Consider the following 15,070-nt stretch of genomic DNA (forward strand, 5'->3'; position numbering starts at 1 on the left):
CCAGACTAGCGGCCGTCTGCCCGCAGACTTTCCCAAATGGCATGTCGCAACGGACAGATTCTTCCAAAGACCGGATGCCTGCAGCATCAGTTTGACGAGGCCACTTGCCGGAGCTTTTCGAGCTGCGCCTCCAGCCGCCCGCGTGCCGATGCGAGATGCACGTGAAGAGCGTCGAGCCCGGCTCGATCGCGATCCACCTCGACCAGGGCTGTCGTTATCATGGTCCGTGTCTCGGCTGGTGAGGCGGCGCCTGCCGATCGCCTCGCCTCGATCGAACGGCTTGGGTCGAGTGCTTGGAGGACGGCTTCATCCGGCAGGTCGATTGTCTGGCCCAGTACCCGCGCGATCGCATCGAGCACGTCGCCATATCCGATCTCGCCCGGCTTCACGCTGCGTTCCAGCGCGTCCCTGACCAGATCGGCCACGACGTGGTGCGCCTCACGAAACGACAGGCCCGCTTCGCGTACCAGGCAGTCGGCAAGGTCGGTCGCTGTCGAGAAACCAGCGCCGGCGCGCTGCTGCATCGTCTCGACATCGGGTTCGATCTTTTCGGCGACGAGACGGGTAATCGTCAAAGCATTGCCGGCGAGGTGCAACGATGGCCAGAGCGGCGCCAGCGATGAACGACCGGTGTCGCCGGCGTGGCTGAAATGTCCGCCCTTGAGGATCGAGAATGTCGCGGTGAGGCCGCCGATCACTTCACCGGAACTGGCCTTCAGATATTCGACCGCCACCGGGTTCTTCTTCTGCGGCATGATGCTTGATGTGCCGGCGATGCTATCGGGAAAACGAACAAGGCCGAATTCCTGCGTGCCCCAGACATACATGTCCTGTGCGAAGCGCCCCCAAGTGGCTGCCATGGCCAGAACGGCGGCGCCTGCATCCCAGGCGTAGTCGCGTGACGCCACGGCATCCTGCGCATGGATGTGGATGCCGCCAAAGCCGAGTAGGTCGGATACCTGCTGCCTGTCGATGGGGAAGGAGGTACCGGCAAAAGCGCAGGCTCCGAGCGGACAGGAGTCCGCCGCGCGATAAGTGTTGAACAGCCGCGCGGTGTCACGCGCCAGGGCCTGTGCGACGCCTGTCAGATAGAAGCCGAACGTGACCGGCTGCGCCGGCTGCATATGCGTGTAGCCGGGCATGATGGTGTCGGCAAATTCGCGTGCCCGATGCAGAAGGGTCTGGCGCAGCGCGATGGTTTTCGCCAGGAGGTCGAGAACCACCCGCCGCATTGCCAGCCGGTCGAGTGTTGCATTGATATCGTTGCGGCTGCGCGCGACGTGCAGCCGCCCACCCGCATCCGCGCCCGCGCGGGCCATCAGCAGCGCCTCGAAATTGAAGTAGCCGTCCTCGCGGCCTGGATCGCGCGGAACCGCATGATCGCCGCTGTCCCGGATGCCGGACAGTGCTTCGGCAAGCTCGCGCGCGACCGCAGGTTCGATCAGCCCGGTCCTGGCCAGCATGACGAGATGGGCCTCGTTGATCGCGCACAGGTCGTCGATGCCATGGCCCAGCTCGCGCTCGATGCGTGGCATGAAAACGAGCTGGAGAATTTCGGGGGCCAGCGGCTCGGCAAGACGCGGCGAAACCTTCGATTGCATGGTGCCGGGCCTCAATAAGGGGTGCCGTCCTTGCGCACGAAGCGGCGGCTGCGGCCATCGGGTATCTGCAGCAGGTCGTCATCTGGATAGGTCGATACATTGGCTTCGGCAAAGCTTGCCACCTCGACGAACACGACCGGCGTGTTGCCGCGGTTGACGATCTGGTGGCCGTTGGCCTCGCCCGCCGGGAAACCGATCGCCTGGCCGGCCCGCACCAACTGCTCGCCCTGGTCGGTGACCAGCGTCGCTTCGCCCTTCAGGACGATGATGAGTTCGTCCTCATGGCTGTGCCAGACCCTGAGCGATGACGCACAGCCCGAAGGCAGCTCGACATGGACGGCCGACAGATTGCCAAGGCCCGCGAGCGAGCCAAGCCGCCGCTTGCGGCGTCCCTTGACCCGCTCCTGCAAATGGTCGGGATAAGTCGACCTTGTATCCGGCTCGATGTTTTCGGGATCGATCACGCGCGGCGAATTGGACATCATGGCTCCTTTCAAGCGCCGGCCTGCTGGCCGGTGTCAGAAGCCGACGATAGGCTGTCGGCCGGAACACAAGTTTTCGTTTCCTTCGTCGCGGCGAGCGGTTTTTGTCGCCTTCCCGGGGGTCGTGACAGAAGGTGTCGCGCCACGTTGCGGGCAAGCAGAGCCTAGTCTGCGATGTAGGCGGTCTTGGTCTGGGTGAAGAATTCGATCGCGCCCAGTCCCATTTCCTTCGGCCCATAGGCTGAAGCACCACGGCCGCCAAACGGCACGTGATAGTCGGAACCGACGGTAGGCAGGTTGACCATCACCATGCCGCTGTTGCTGGCGCGGATGAAGGCGCGGGCTTTCGCGTGCGAGGATGTGAAGATGCCGGCGCTGAGGCCGAATTCGGTGGCGTTGGCCTGTCGCACCGCATCCTCGAAGTCGCTAGCCTTGAACACCGAGACGATCGGCCCGAAGACCTCCTCTCGATTGATGTTCTGGTGCATGGCGCCATCCAGGAAGATCGCCGGCTCGAAATAATAACCGTTCGCCGGCGCCGCAAGCACGCGACCGCCGAACGCGTGCCGCGCACCGTCGGACGGTGCGGTTTCCGCATAGCGGGACACACGCTGCAATTGTGCGGCACTGACCAGCGGACCGATGTCGGACGCACTATCCAGTGCATGCCCGACGCGCAGCTTGGCTGTGCGTTCGACCAGCCGTTCGACAAAGTCGTCATGGACGTTCGCGTCGACGATGATGCGGCTCGATGCGGTGCAGCGTTGCCCTGTCGAATAGAAGGCGCCGCGTACCGCCGCGTCGACGGCCTTGTCCAGGTCAGCGTCGTCGGCAACGACAAGCGGGTTCTTGCCGCCCAGTTCAAGCTGCAGCTTGGCACCGCGGCCAACGACCTGTGCCGCGATCATGGCACCGACAGCGCCCGAGCCGGTGAAACTGACAGCGTCGACATCGCGATTGGAGACCAGCGCCGCGCCAACGTCGCCGCCGCCCATGACCATCTGGAAGACGCCGCGCGGAGCGCCGGCATCGTGCAGGATGCTGGCCAGCTCCCAGGCGATGGCATTGGTCAGCTCCGACGGCTTGAGGATGACACAGTTGCCGTAGGCCAGCGCCGGAGCGCTCTTCCAGGCGGGTATCGAGAACGGAAAGTTCCAGGGCGTGATCAGGCCGACAATGCCAACCGCCTCACGCCGGACATCGACGTCGACGGCCTTGCGCACCGAACGCAGGCTGGCACCGGCGAGACGCACGGCTTCGCCGGCGAAATACTTGAACGTATGTGCCGCCTTGGTCACCTCGGCGACGGCCTCCGGCAAGGTCTTGCCTTCTTCCCGCGACAGCAGCGTCGCCAGGTCCTGCGTTCGCCCTGCAATCTTGTCGGCCGCCCGGTCGAGGATATCGAAGCGCTGCTGGGGCGATGTTTCCTTCCAGTCGGCGAAGGCCTTGCGAGCCGCGCTCACGGCGTCGCTCACGTCGTCGGCGCTGGCAGTGGCAAAGCGGCCGATCGGCTCGCTTGTATCGGATGGGTTGTAGCTCGCGCTGCAATGCTCGGCCGGACGCCAGGCGCCGTCGATATAGTTGTTCCTGACCTGTGGCATGCAAGACCTCGCTGTGAACAGCGGCACGCCCGAATGCGAGTGCCGCGCGCCCCTGTATGGCGCGGGCGTAGAAGAATATGCTGTCATTGCCAGACGCGGCGTGGACAAATTCTGCCATGGTGCTGGAAGCTTCGACCGAACCTTGCAGCGGGCGACACTAGCCTCGCGTTCTTGATACATCGCGCCGCCCGGCCGATGACGCACTCTCGATGGGAAGCGATATGCGCATTGATCTTTTCGAACTCGAACGCAGCCAGTCGATCTGGGAAAACACGGTCGAATACAATCTGACCGAGAGCGGGCTGCATCCTTTCACGCTGCGCGAACTGCTCGACTCGCAAGAGATCGAAGCGCTGCTCGAATTGCCGCTGGGCTATGGCCATACCGAAGGCGAGCCGGCATTGCGCGAAGCGATCGCCTCGCTCTATCCCGGTGCCACCGCCGACAATGTCCTTGTCACCACCGGATCGTCGGAGGCTAACATGCTTGCGGTGATGAGCCTGCTCGAAAGCGGCGACGAAGCCATCATCGTCACACCCAATTTCATGCAGTTGCCGGGACTGGCAAAAGCACTGGGCGCAAAAGTGCACCAGGTGCCGCTGCGGCTGTCCGGCCATCGCTGGACACTCGACCTCGATGAGGTGGCCCGGGCGATAACACCGCAAACCAGGCTGATCTCGGTATGCAATCCGAACAACCCGACCGGCGGCGTGCTTTCCCTAGAAGAACGGTCGGGATTGGCATCGCTTGCCGCACGCCACGACATAGCGCTTCATGCCGACGAGATCTATCGCGGCGCCGAACTGGCCGGGCCGGAGACCGAAACGCTTTTCGCGACAGCGCCGACCACAGTCATAACCGGCGGCACGGCGAAGGCGATGGCGCTTGCAGGATTGCGCATCGGCTGGATCGTGTCGTCGCAAGATATCATCGAGAAGGCGATGCAGCGGCAGGACTACACGACGATCGGCAGCAACACGCTCGGGCAACGGATCGCGCTGTATGCCCTGCAGCCGGAAAAGCGCGCCCGGATCGTAGCCCGCAACCGTCACCTTCTTGCCCGTAACCTCGACCAGCTTTCACGCTGGATAGCGACGCACCCCGGGATTTTCAGCTGGGTGCTGCCGCAAGCTGGAGCGATGGCCTTCCTGCGCTACGACCTTCCTGTTTCCTCGGAGGAGTTGTGCCGCAGGCTGCGCGAGACGCAGAGCGTTTTTGCGGTCGCCGGCAGTTGGTTCGGCATGGAAGGACACCTGCGCCTGGGCATAGGCGGCGAGCCGGAGCATCTCGGCGCCGCCCTGCTGCGGGTGGACCGGTTCCTGCAGGACGATTTCCCCGTCATGTCTTGAAACCGGCGAGAGTTCAATCCAGGAGACCGAGCTTCCGGCACACGGCCTTGGCCAGGACGATATCCTGAACGGCAACGCCGGTGAGGTCGACGATGGAGATGTCGTTGGCCTGCCGTCGACGCCGATCCGCTCCGGAAATGATCTCGCCGAGCTCGACAACGCGTTCGGGGGCAAGCAGGCTCCGCACGATGGCATGATGGATTTCGCCGCGCTCGAAACATTGCAGGCGGCTGTCGGCGACGACGGTTGTCGCCCTGCCGAGCAGGGTTGCATCGATTTCCGATTTTTCAGGCGTGTCGGCGCCCATTGCCACAATGAGCGTTCCTGGCCGGACATGATCGTTCATCAGATATGGCGTCTTTGACGCGGTGGTGGTCACGATCAGGCGCGCATGCCTGGCAAGTTCCGCCGGCGACCCGGACGCGGTGGCTTTGAAGCCAAGAGCGGCGATATCGGCAGCGCAGCTTTTTGCCTTTTCCGAATTGCGCGCCCAGACCAGTACATTTCTGCAGGGGGTCACTTCGCGCAAAAACTGCGCCTGTAGCCGTGCCTGGCTGCCGGAGCCGCAAATGCCGATGCAATCGAGCTCGGCCGGCAGCAGCCATCTGGCGGCAACCGCTCCGGCAGCCGCGGTGCGGATGTCGGTGAGGTGGCCTTCATCCTGCAGTATTGCCAGAAGCCGGCCGTCGCTGGCGCTGAAGACCAGCACCACGCCTCCGGAGGAGGGCAGGCCGATGGAGGGGTTTTCATAGAAGCCGGTGGCGATCTTGACGACAAAGACGCCGTCGCCGTGCACGGCGCCGTATTTGATATGCATCTCGCCCGGTGGTTGCTCGAACAGCAGTTCGCCAACTGGCGGAATTGTCGCCAGGCCTTGAGAATAAAGGCTGAATGCCGTCTCAATTTCGGCGACGACGTCGATACCCGATAGGGTCTTTTTGATCTGGGCAAGATCTACGACAGCGGTCATGTCAATCTCCGGAAGCCGACCATCGATCATAGCTTCCGACGGTGCCATTTTCTGCCGAATGCTTTGCAGCAAAAGCATTTTTTCCCGAACAAGGCACGAACCTCGATCATCGGCTGTGAGCCTCGGCAGTTGGATGGCTTGCCTAAGTCCGAGCCGCTTCCCCGCGGGACGCAGACATCTCCCCGCGAGCTCGGTCTTGAGGAGAACTCAAGCAGTCAATTCGTTTAGTCGTTTGACGGACTCCCTGGCCAAGATCACGTTTTCCCTACCGCTGAGGGGCGGTCAGGGCCACCGAATTGCTGATCGTGGGCAAACGCCGCGCGCGTCTCGAACGCGCCGGCGCGAGGCATGGTCGCGTCCAAAAATGGGAGAACGGAATGTTGCAGGCGAAACTGTGGGTGACGGCGATCGTCGCCGCGCTGTCTTTGGCGAGTGCCGGCGCTCGGGCAGAATCCGACCCGGCATTGATAGAGGCGGCCAAGGCGGAAGGCACCGTTACCTGGGCGAGCGGCCTCATCGTCAACCAGGCCGTTCGGCCGGTGGCCGCCGCCTTTGAGAAAAAATACGGCATCCGCGTCGAGATCGCGAATGCGGACAATCTTCTGTTGCGCATGACCAACGAGGCAAGTGCCGGCAAGCCGACGATCGATATTTTCGACAATGCCGGCGACACCATCTCGGCCATGCGTGCGGCCGACCTGATCGTTCCTTACGCCTCTCCGGAAACGGCCCGATATCGGCCGGAGCACAAGGACGCCGAGAACTATTGGGCCTCATGCTGCGTGTTCTTCTACACGGTAGCGATCAACACCGACATGGTGAAGCCCGAGGACGAGCCCAAGAGCTATGAGGATCTGCTCGATCCGAAGTGGAAGAGCAAGATGGTCTGGCAAAACAACGAGAACTTTGCCGGCCCTCCGAGCTTCATCGGTGCGCGGCTGATCTCAATGGGCGAAGAGGCCGGCATGGCCTATCTCGAAAAACTGGCGAAGCAGAACATCACCCGTGTTCCCGGAAACGCCCGCAAGGCTCTCGATCAGGTTATTCTTGGCCAGTACCCACTGGCGATAACGGCGCTCAACCATCACGTCGTCATCAGCGCCAGCCAGGGCGCGCCGATCAAATGGCTGAAGATCGGACCCGTGGCCAGCACCGCCGAGACGGTCGGCCTGGTCAAGGGGGCGGCACACCCGAACGCTGCCAAACTGCTCTTCGACTACCTGCTGTCGGCTGAAGGGCAGAACGTGCTGCGCGAAGCCAACTACCTGCCGGCCGATCCGAACGTGCCGGCCAAGGTACCGGAACTGAAACCCGATCAAGGCGGCTTCACGGCAGTCCCGATCCTGCCTTCGATGAACCAGGAGCAGCTGCCGAAATGGCTTGAGATCTACAAGCGTCTGTTCGTCGCCGGCTAGTTCGCTCCATGAAACCACAACGGGGTCGCTCCCGGCGGCTCCGTGACCGTTCCTTGCAAGGAACCACAAAAGCGGGCGTGGCAGCTGAGGTGAAACGATGAGCGATGACATTCTGGCATCACGGCGGCGACAGGCGTTGAGTTTCCTCAACGTCTTCACGGCGCTTCAGCGGAGGCCGATCTCGGTCATCAGTGCGGTGATGGTCCTGGTGATGGCGGCGTTGATGCTGCCGCCGCTGTTCATCCTGCTGCGCAACAGCCTGACAGTGGCCAATCCCGACGGCTCCCGCGGCGCTTTTACCTTCGAGAATTATTCCCGGATCCTGTCGCAACCGGACCTCTATGTCAGCGCTTGGAACACGGTCCAGTTCGCCGGCCTGTCGACTGTGATGGTGCTGATCATCGGCGCCTTCCTGGCCTGGATCGTCGAGCGGACCAACGCGCCGTTCAAAGCACTTGCCTATCTCACCACGATCATCTCTTTGGGCACGCCGTTCATTCTCTACACGGCTGCGTGGCTCTACGTGCTGGGCAGAGCGGGACCGCTCAACGATCTCTATCGGAGCCTGACCGGCCGCGCGGACCTGCTGTTCGACGTCAACACGATCTGGGGAATGGCGCTGATCGAGACCTTCGTCTGGATGCCGCTCGTCTTCCTGATGTTCTCCGCCGCCTTTCGTGCCGCCAATGCGGAGATGGAGGAAGCCGCCCGCATGAGCGGCGCCTCGGTGTTCGCCATGTTCTGGCGGGTGTCGATACCGCTGGTCTGGCCGGCGATGGCAGCGGTCGCGATGTTTGTCTTCATCAACACGTTGCAGGCTTTCGATGTGCCCATTCTCGTCGGCGTCCCGAGCAACATCAACGTCCTGAGCAGCGACATCTATTTCGCCATTCGCGAGGTGCCCCCGAAGCTCGACCACGCCAGCGCCTTCTCCATCCTGCTGATCCTTGCGATATCGTGCCTGATGGTCTGGTACGGCCGCCTGTCACGCAATGCCGACCGGTTTGCCAGCGTGACCGGCAAGGGTTACCGACCGCGCCCGATCGATCTCGGCCGTCTGCGCTGGCTCGGCGGCGCGTTCATCCTGGTCGATTTTTTCATCGTACTGCTGGTGCCGATCGCAGCACTGATCTGGATCGCGGCAACGCCTTTCATGGCGCCGATGCGGTGGGCGAACCTGAAGCTGCTGACGATGAAGAATTTCAATGCGGTTTTCGAGGAGAGCTCCTATCTCGAATATGCCACCAACACGATCACCATCGCAGCCGTCGCCGCCTCGGTGGCGGTCTTGCTGACCATCATCATCGGCTGGCTGACGGCGCGCCGCGCGCCCGGCAGCTCCATGCTCGATCAGCTCAGCACCGTGCCGATGCTGTTTCCAGGCATCGTTATGGGGGCAGCTGTCATGCAGATCGGCTTGCAGATACCGTTCGCCATCTACGGCACGATCTGGCTGCTGGCCCTTGCCTTCGTCATCCGGGCGGTGCCGTTCAGCCTGCGCTACACCTATACGGGCGTGCTGCAGATCCATCGCGAACTCGAGGAGGCAGCGTCCATCTCAGGGGCTTCGCCGCTGCAACTCATTCGCCGCATCGTCGTGCCGCTGCTGTCGCCGGCCATCGTCTCGGCCTGGCTGTTCGTCTTTCTCAGCGTAGGCAAGGAACTGGCGATTTCGGTGCTTTTGTCAGGGCCGCGCTCGCAGACGATCGCGGTGGCGATGTTCGACAAGGCTACCAACGGCCAGGAAGGTGAACTGGCGGCTTTCGGGCTGGTCTGGGCCGGCCTGATGACCATCGTTGCCGGAATTGCCTATGCCTTCATCCGCCGCAATTCGGGCGCGGCATTCGCCAGATGAGTTGCGTCCAAGCGACGCGTTCGCCCCCGTCGCGGATTTGCGGTCTTCCGAAAATCGACTCCCGATTTCGAGCCGGTGCGCCGGTTCACGATCCGTTTGCCGAAGAATGCCACCTGGGTGTATAATTCGTGAGGTCGACAGCCGAAACAGGGCTCGGCTGCAGAGGGCGACATCCAGCCCGTTAAAGGAGGGTATGCTATGGCATTCCTCCACTTCGACACAAACCGTCCCGTACACTTCCTTTCGGATTGGGGTGTTCCGATCGCGGCAGCTTTCATCATCGGCTGCTGGATCGCCCTGATGCTATGGGGCTGAGCGCCTAACCAGGGCTGACCGTCAGCTCGACGCGATCGGCCGAGAAACGCGTCTGTGAATACTGGATTGGCTTGTCGCTGCTGTCGACATTGATGCCACGCGCGACCAGCACGATGGCGCCAGGTGAAAGCTGCAGATCACGCGTGTCGGTGTCGTCGGCATGGCGCGCTTCGATGGTTGTCGAGGCGCGGCGATAGTCGGTGATGCCTGACAGTGCCAGCGCTTGGGTGATCGAGTGGGTGCTGGCGAAATAGTCGGCGATATCGGGGAATTGCGCGGCACGAAACCACGCAGTGGACCGAGAGACAGGAATGCCATCGGCGAGGCCGCGCATCTCGAGGCGGATGACTTCCTCGGATGTCTCCAGCCCGAGCGCTGCGGCAACCGTGGCGCTGGCCGGCTCGCGCGCATGGTCCAGCAGTTCAATCTGGCGGTCCCGCGCCTGGCCTTCGAGGCCGGCGGAGAAGCGTGTCCTGGCGCCGATCGGATAGGTCAGGCGCCTCTGGCGCCGCACATAGGTGCCGCGTCCCTGTTGGCTCCGAAGCACGCCTTCATGGACAAGGGCCGCAATTGCCGCGCGCACTGTATGCCGGTTCACGCCGAACCGTGTCGCCAGCTCGGCTTCGGGCGGCAGGCGGCCGTTGTCGTCGGCCAGACCGCTGCCGATGCCGCGCCGGATCTCGTCGCCGATCTGTCGCCACAGCGCGACGCCGACCCCTCGATGCAATGCCGACTTCGACATTTTTCCTCACATCACCATTGTTGTCATTCTTCCGTCATTCAACGGGTCTAAGACAAGTTAAGTTATCTAGTTGTCTAGATCAATAGACAAATTTGAGGTTGGCATGAATATCACGGCGGATCAAACCGCGCGAAAGGACCGGATGGCGGTTCTGGCGCGCTGCAGCACTGAACGGCTGAATGCGTTGTGGGCGACGCTCGGGCTGCAGCCCAGGCATACGCCTTTGCGTGGTCCCGAGGCTGGCCTGGTGATGCTGCGTGGACGCGTCGGCGGCACCGGCGAACCGTTCAATGTCGGCGAGGCGACCGTCACCCGCGCCAGCGTGAAGCTGGAGGACGGCTCTGTCGGTCATGCCATGGCGCTTGGCCGCGATCACGCCAAGGTGCGGCTTTCCGCAATCATCGATGCGCTCTGCCGCAACGCCGAAACCGCGGCGCGCATCGATGCCGAAGTGATCCAGCCGATGCGGCGCGAACTCGATCAAGTCGATGAGGCGCGTCGCCAGCAGACTGCTGCCACGCGCGTCGACTTTTTCACCATGGTGCGAGGAGAGGACTGATGCTGAACGAAGCAATTGCCCTTGAGGGTGGATTCTCCAATCCTGTTCTCAACGCCCAGTCCGTCTTTCGTGCCGTCATGGATGCGATGGCGAAGCCTGCGACAATCGTCGAGATCGATACCGTTGTGGCGCCGCCAGTGCCGCTCGGCCGCGCTGCGGGCGCCGTGGCCTGTGCGCTGATCGATGCCGATACCCCCTTCTGGCTGGATGCCTCGCTGGCGGAACATGCCGCGTTGCGCGCCTGGCTTGCCTTCCACACCGGTGCCCGCGAGATGGCGACCTGTGGCGATGTCGCTTTCGCCCTGGTCGGTGCTCCCCTCACCATGCCGCCGCTGGAGCGCTTTGCTCAAGGGTCCCAGGAATATCCGGATCGTTCCGCCACGCTGATCCTGCAACTGCCGGGCCTGGATGGGGGTGCGCCGCTGACATTCGAGGGGCCGGGCATCCGTGATCGTGTCGTGCTGGCGCCACGCGGCCTGCCGCGGGATTTCGCCGCCCAGTGGAAGGCCAATCGCAAGCGGTTCCCGCGCGGCGTCGACCTCATCTTCACCACGGGCGATGCCATCGCCTGCCTGCCGCGCTCGGCGCGCCTCGTCGAGATGGAGGGCTGATCGATGTATGTTGCAGTCAAGGGCGGCGAGGCCGCCATCGATAACGCCCACCGCTTGCTGGCCGATCGCCGGCGCGGCGACAGGTCGGTGCCGGCGCTGACGCTCGAGCAGATCACCGAACAGCTCAGCATCGGCGTCGACCGCGTCATGAGCGAAGGCTCGCTCTATGATCGCCGGCTGGCGGCGCTCGCCATCAAGCAGGCGCGTGGTGACCTGATCGAGGCCATTTTCCTGGTGCGTGCCTATCGCACCACGCTGCCGCGCTTCGGTCATAGCGAACCGGTCGACACCGGCGCCATGCTGGTCGAGCGGCGCGTGTCCGCCTGCTACAAGGACCTGCCCGGCGGCCAGCTTCTCGGTCCCACGTTCGACTACACGCATCGTCTGCTCGATGAGGAACTCGAAGGCGATCCGCAGGTCGAGACCGGTGCGCTGCGCGGCGGTGTCCAGGAACCGGTCATGCGCGTGGCCGACATCCTTGGCCAGGAGGGCCTGATCGAGGACGACGACGTCATCGATCCCGCGTCCGAACCCGGTGACATCAATCAGACGCCGACGGAATTCCCGATGTCGCGCGCCATGCGGCTGCAATCGCTGTCGCGTGGCGACGAAGGGTTCCTGCTGGCGCTCGGCTATTCGACACAGCGCGGTTATGCGCGCAGCCATCCCTTTGTCGGCGAAGTCCGCATCGGCGAGGTCGATGTCGAGGTGTTCATGCCGGAACTCGGCTTCGCCGTTCCGGTCGGCCGTGTCCAGGTCACCGAATGCCAGATGGTCAACCAGTTCAAGGGATCGGCCAAGGCGCCGCCACAGTTCACGCGCGGCTATGGCCTTGTCTTCGGCCAGTCCGAGCGCAAGGCGATGGCAATGTCGCTGTGCGACCGCGCATTGCGCGCGGAAGAGCTGGGTGAGGATCTTGTTGCTCCGCCGCAGGACCAGGAATTCGTACTGTCGCATTGCGACAACGTCCAGGCCACCGGCTTCGTCGAACATCTGAAACTGCCGCACTACGTCGATTTCCAGGCCGAGCTCGGTCTGGTTCGCACCATGCGCTCCGAATACGAGCAGCGCACCGGCGAGGCGGTTCTTGAAACAAGGGAAGCCGCCGAATGAACGCGCACACCCAAGCATCCAACTACAACTTCGCCTATCTCGACGAGCAGACCAAGCGCATGATCCGGCGCGCCATTCTCAAGGCGATCGCGGTGCCGGGCTACCAGGTGCCGTTCGCCAGTCGCGAAATGCCGATGCCCTATGGCTGGGGCACCGGCGGTGTGCAGGTGACGGCCTCGATCCTGGGGCCGGACGATGTGCTGAAGGTCATCGACCAAGGGGCCGACGACACCACCAACGCGGTCTCGATCCGCAAGTTTTTCCAGAAGGTTGCCGGCGTCGAGACGACCACGAGCACTGAAGACGCGACCATCATCCAGACCCGCCACCGCATTCCCGAGGCGCCGCTGCAGGAAGGCCAGGTGCTGGTCTACCAGGTGCCGATCCCCGAGCCGCTGCGTTTCCTCGAACCGCGTGAGACGGAAACCCGCAAGATGCATGCGCTTGAGGAATACGGCCTCATGCATGTGAAGCTCTACGAGGACATCGCCAGGAACGGCCACATCGCCACCACCTATGCCTATCCGGTCAAGGTCGAGGGCCGTTACGTGATGGACCCGTCGCCGACCCCGAAATTCGACAACCCGAAGATGCATATGTCACCGGCGCTGCAGCTGTTCGGCGCCGGGCGCGAGAAGCGCATCTATGCGGTGCCGCCGCATACCGAAGTAATCAGCCTCGACTTCGAGGACCATCCCTTCGAAGTGCAGCGTTTTGACAAGCCCTGCGCCCTGTGCGGCGCCGAGCAGGTCTATCTCGACGAAGTCGTGCTCGACGATCGCGGCGGGCGCATGTTCGTCTGTTCCGACACCCACCATTGCGAAAGCCGCCAGGCCGCTGGCCATCGCGGCGACCAGGCCGCAGGCCATAGCGGCGACCAGGCCGCAGGCCATAGCGGCGAAATGTCCGGCGAGGCCCTGTCATGACTGTTTCGGTGAGGATCGACAACTCCGAGGTCGAAACCGACAATCTGCCGCTGATGTCGGTCAGGTCGGTGAGCAAGCATTATGGCCAGCGCATCGGCTGCGCCGATGTCGATTTCGACATCTGGCCGGGGGAGGTGCTGGCGATCGTCGGCGAGTCCGGTTCGGGCAAGACGACACTGCTGAATTGCATCTCCACGCGCCTTGCCCCGACGACGGGGACGGTGTCCTACCGGATGCGTGACGGCGAAATGCGCGACCTCTACGGGCTGGGTGAGGCCGAGCGCCGCCTGCTGCTGCGCACCGACTGGGGTTTCGTTCACCAGAACCCGGCCGACGGCCTGCGCATGACGGTTTCGGCCGGCGCCAATGTCGGCGAACGCCTGATGGCGGTCGGCGACCGGCACTACGGCAACATCCGCGCCACCGCCACCGATTGGCTTGGCCGTGTCGAGATCGATGCCGACCGCATCGACGACCAGCCACGCGCCTTTTCCGGCGGCATGCGCCAGCGCCTGCAGATCGCCCGCAACCTGGTCACTGCGCCGCGTCTGGTCTTCATGGATGAGCCGACCGGCGGCCTCGATGTCTCGGTGCAGGCGCGCCTGCTCGACCTGCTGCGTGGCCTGGTTCATGATCTCGGCCTTGCCGTCATCATCGTCACCCACGACCTCGCCGTCGCGCGCCTGCTGTCGCATCGCATGATGGTGATGAAGGACGGCCGTGTCATCGAACATGGGCTGACCGACCGTCTGCTCGACGATCCGCAGGCGCCCTACACGCAACTGCTCGTTTCTTCGATCCTGCAAGTCTGAGGCGCGGTGATGACGCAACTTCTCAACGTTTCCGGTCTGGCCAAGACCTTCACCATGCATCTGCGCGGCGGCATCGAGCTGCCGGTGATCGCGGACGCCACCTTTGTGCTCGAAGGTGGAAAATGCGCCGTGCTCGGCGGCCCGTCCGGCGCCGGCAAGAGCTCGATCCTCAAAATGCTCTACGGCAACTATGCCGTGAACGAAGGCAGCATCGAAATCCTGCATCGTGGCCGCATGGTCGACCTGGCCAGCGCCGCCCCGCGCACGGTGCTTGAGATCCGGCGCGAGACGATCGGCTATGTCAGCCAGTTCCTGCGTGTCGTGCCGCGCGTCAGCGCGCTCGACATCGTGGCGGAGCCGTTGGTCGAACGCGGCGTCGATCGCAGCAAGGCTGCCGAGAAAGCGCGCGACCTGTTGAGCCGCCTCAACCTGCCGGAGCGGCTTTGGGCATTGCCCCCCGCGACCTTCTCCGGCGGTGAACAGCAGCGCGTCAACATCGCGCGCGGCTTCATCACCGGCCATCCTGTGCTGCTGCTCGACGAGCCGACCGCTTCGCTCGACGCCACCAACCGCGCCGTCGTCGTAGAGATGATCGCGGAAAAGAAGCGGGCAGGGGTGGCCCTGCTTGGCATCTTCCACGACGCCGACGTGCGCAATGCGGTCGCCGACATCGTGATCGACGTTACCGGCTTCGCGCCGGACCGAAAGGCAGCCTGACC

General features: G+C 63.4%; 14 protein-coding genes. 9 read left to right on the forward strand and 5 right to left on the reverse strand.

What is annotated here, in order from left to right; genetic code table 11:
- Window positions 1–86: 86 nt before the first annotated feature.
- The 3 genes from argH to AC3WTO_RS00185 form a co-directional block, all read right to left on the reverse strand.
- A complete protein-coding gene (argH, locus tag AC3WTO_RS00175) occupies window positions 87–1,601 on the reverse strand; it encodes an argininosuccinate lyase (RefSeq protein ID WP_492458669.1) in 1,515 nt (504 codons plus the stop codon).
- 11 nt (window positions 1,602–1,612) lie between these two features.
- On the reverse strand, window positions 1,613–2,083 hold the full coding sequence (locus AC3WTO_RS00180) for a cupin domain-containing protein (protein ID WP_492458670.1): 471 nt from the start codon (window positions 2,081–2,083) through the stop codon (window positions 1,613–1,615).
- A 164-nt stretch (window positions 2,084–2,247) separates the two neighbouring features.
- On the reverse strand, window positions 2,248–3,684 hold the full coding sequence (locus AC3WTO_RS00185) for an aldehyde dehydrogenase family protein (protein ID WP_492458671.1): 1,437 nt from the start codon (window positions 3,682–3,684) through the stop codon (window positions 2,248–2,250).
- 221 nt (window positions 3,685–3,905) lie between these two features.
- On the opposite strand from AC3WTO_RS00185, the gene AC3WTO_RS00190 reads away from it, so the two are divergent.
- Window positions 3,906–5,033 (forward strand): aminotransferase class I/II-fold pyridoxal phosphate-dependent enzyme, encoded by a 1,128-nt coding sequence (locus tag AC3WTO_RS00190; RefSeq protein WP_492458672.1) that lies wholly within the window; start codon window positions 3,906–3,908, stop codon window positions 5,031–5,033.
- Between the two features lie 13 nt (window positions 5,034–5,046).
- Here the strand turns inward: AC3WTO_RS00190 and AC3WTO_RS00195 are convergent, their stop codons facing one another.
- Window positions 5,047–6,003 carry a Rossmann-fold NAD(P)-binding domain-containing protein gene (locus tag AC3WTO_RS00195; protein WP_492458673.1) on the reverse strand — a complete coding sequence of 319 codons (957 nt, stop codon included), beginning with the start codon at window positions 6,001–6,003 and terminating at the stop codon, window positions 5,047–5,049.
- A gap of 377 nt (window positions 6,004–6,380) precedes the next feature.
- Here AC3WTO_RS00195 and AC3WTO_RS00200 point away from each other — a divergent pair, with 377 nt between their 5' ends.
- Together AC3WTO_RS00200 and AC3WTO_RS00205 are read left to right on the forward strand one after the other, a co-directional pair.
- A complete protein-coding gene (locus tag AC3WTO_RS00200) occupies window positions 6,381–7,418 on the forward strand; it encodes an ABC transporter substrate-binding protein (protein ID WP_492458674.1) in 1,038 nt (345 codons plus the stop codon).
- A gap of 97 nt (window positions 7,419–7,515) precedes the next feature.
- Entirely contained in the window at window positions 7,516–9,273 is a 1,758-nt protein-coding gene (locus AC3WTO_RS00205; protein ID WP_492458675.1) for an ABC transporter permease, read from the forward strand.
- 319 nt (window positions 9,274–9,592) lie between these two features.
- Here the strand turns inward: AC3WTO_RS00205 and phnF are convergent, their stop codons facing one another.
- Window positions 9,593–10,330, reverse strand: coding sequence for a phosphonate metabolism transcriptional regulator PhnF (phnF, locus tag AC3WTO_RS00210; RefSeq protein ID WP_492458676.1), 738 nt, complete (start codon window positions 10,328–10,330; stop codon window positions 9,593–9,595).
- Between the two features lie 103 nt (window positions 10,331–10,433).
- On the opposite strand from phnF, the gene phnG reads away from it, so the two are divergent.
- Genes phnG through phnL form a run of 6 tightly spaced genes read left to right on the forward strand, consistent with a single transcriptional unit; the run spans window position 10,434 to window position 15,068 of the window.
- The gene (phnG, locus tag AC3WTO_RS00215; protein ID WP_492458677.1) at window positions 10,434–10,889 is read left to right on the forward strand and encodes a phosphonate C-P lyase system protein PhnG; all 456 of its coding nucleotides are present in this window, start codon (window positions 10,434–10,436) and stop codon (window positions 10,887–10,889) included.
- A complete protein-coding gene (gene phnH, locus AC3WTO_RS00220) occupies window positions 10,889–11,500 on the forward strand; it encodes a phosphonate C-P lyase system protein PhnH (protein WP_492458678.1) in 612 nt (203 codons plus the stop codon). Before phnG ends, phnH begins: the two co-directional genes overlap by 1 nt.
- Window positions 11,501–11,503: 3 nt before the next feature.
- A complete protein-coding gene (locus AC3WTO_RS00225; protein ID WP_492458679.1) occupies window positions 11,504–12,613 on the forward strand; it encodes a carbon-phosphorus lyase complex subunit in 1,110 nt (369 codons plus the stop codon).
- Complete coding sequence (locus AC3WTO_RS00230; protein ID WP_492458680.1) at window positions 12,610–13,539, forward strand: alpha-D-ribose 1-methylphosphonate 5-phosphate C-P-lyase PhnJ; 930 nt, start codon at window positions 12,610–12,612, stop codon at window positions 13,537–13,539. Before AC3WTO_RS00225 ends, AC3WTO_RS00230 begins: the two co-directional genes overlap by 4 nt.
- Before the next feature lie 53 nt (window positions 13,540–13,592).
- On the forward strand, window positions 13,593–14,351 hold the full coding sequence (gene phnK / locus AC3WTO_RS00235) for a phosphonate C-P lyase system protein PhnK (RefSeq protein ID WP_409934620.1): 759 nt from the start codon (window positions 13,593–13,595) through the stop codon (window positions 14,349–14,351).
- Window positions 14,352–14,360: 9 nt separating this feature from the next.
- Window positions 14,361–15,068 (forward strand): phosphonate C-P lyase system protein PhnL, encoded by a 708-nt coding sequence (phnL, locus tag AC3WTO_RS00240; protein WP_492458681.1) that lies wholly within the window; start codon window positions 14,361–14,363, stop codon window positions 15,066–15,068.
- Window positions 15,069–15,070: the final 2 nt, after the last annotated feature.

The organism is Mesorhizobium sp. EU05-FHT14A09 (assembly GCF_058790995.1).

Excerpts from the sequence above, each read along its gene's own strand:
- AC3WTO_RS00180 (WP_492458670.1), bottom strand. The coding sequence starts at position 2,083 with ATGTCCAATTCGCCGCGCGTGATCGATCCCGAAAACATCGAGCCGGAT.
- AC3WTO_RS00200 (WP_492458674.1), top strand. The coding sequence starts at position 6,381 with ATGTTGCAGGCGAAACTGTGGGTGACGGCGATCGTCGCCGCGCTGTCT.
- phnG (WP_492458677.1), top strand. The coding sequence starts at position 10,434 with ATGAATATCACGGCGGATCAAACCGCGCGAAAGGACCGGATGGCGGTT.
- phnF (WP_492458676.1), bottom strand. The coding sequence starts at position 10,330 with ATGTCGAAGTCGGCATTGCATCGAGGGGTCGGCGTCGCGCTGTGGCGA.
- phnK (WP_409934620.1), top strand. The coding sequence starts at position 13,593 with ATGTCGGTCAGGTCGGTGAGCAAGCATTATGGCCAGCGCATCGGCTGC.
- phnH (WP_492458678.1), top strand. The coding sequence starts at position 10,889 with ATGCTGAACGAAGCAATTGCCCTTGAGGGTGGATTCTCCAATCCTGTT.
- AC3WTO_RS00225 (WP_492458679.1), top strand. The coding sequence starts at position 11,504 with ATGTATGTTGCAGTCAAGGGCGGCGAGGCCGCCATCGATAACGCCCAC.
- AC3WTO_RS00185 (WP_492458671.1), bottom strand. The coding sequence starts at position 3,684 with ATGCCACAGGTCAGGAACAACTATATCGACGGCGCCTGGCGTCCGGCC.
- AC3WTO_RS00195 (WP_492458673.1), bottom strand. The coding sequence starts at position 6,003 with ATGACCGCTGTCGTAGATCTTGCCCAGATCAAAAAGACCCTATCGGGT.
- phnL (WP_492458681.1), top strand. The coding sequence starts at position 14,361 with ATGACGCAACTTCTCAACGTTTCCGGTCTGGCCAAGACCTTCACCATG.
- AC3WTO_RS00205 (WP_492458675.1), top strand. The coding sequence starts at position 7,516 with ATGAGCGATGACATTCTGGCATCACGGCGGCGACAGGCGTTGAGTTTC.
- argH (WP_492458669.1), bottom strand. The coding sequence starts at position 1,601 with ATGCAATCGAAGGTTTCGCCGCGTCTTGCCGAGCCGCTGGCCCCCGAA.
- AC3WTO_RS00230 (WP_492458680.1), top strand. The coding sequence starts at position 12,610 with ATGAACGCGCACACCCAAGCATCCAACTACAACTTCGCCTATCTCGAC.
- AC3WTO_RS00190 (WP_492458672.1), top strand. The coding sequence starts at position 3,906 with ATGCGCATTGATCTTTTCGAACTCGAACGCAGCCAGTCGATCTGGGAA.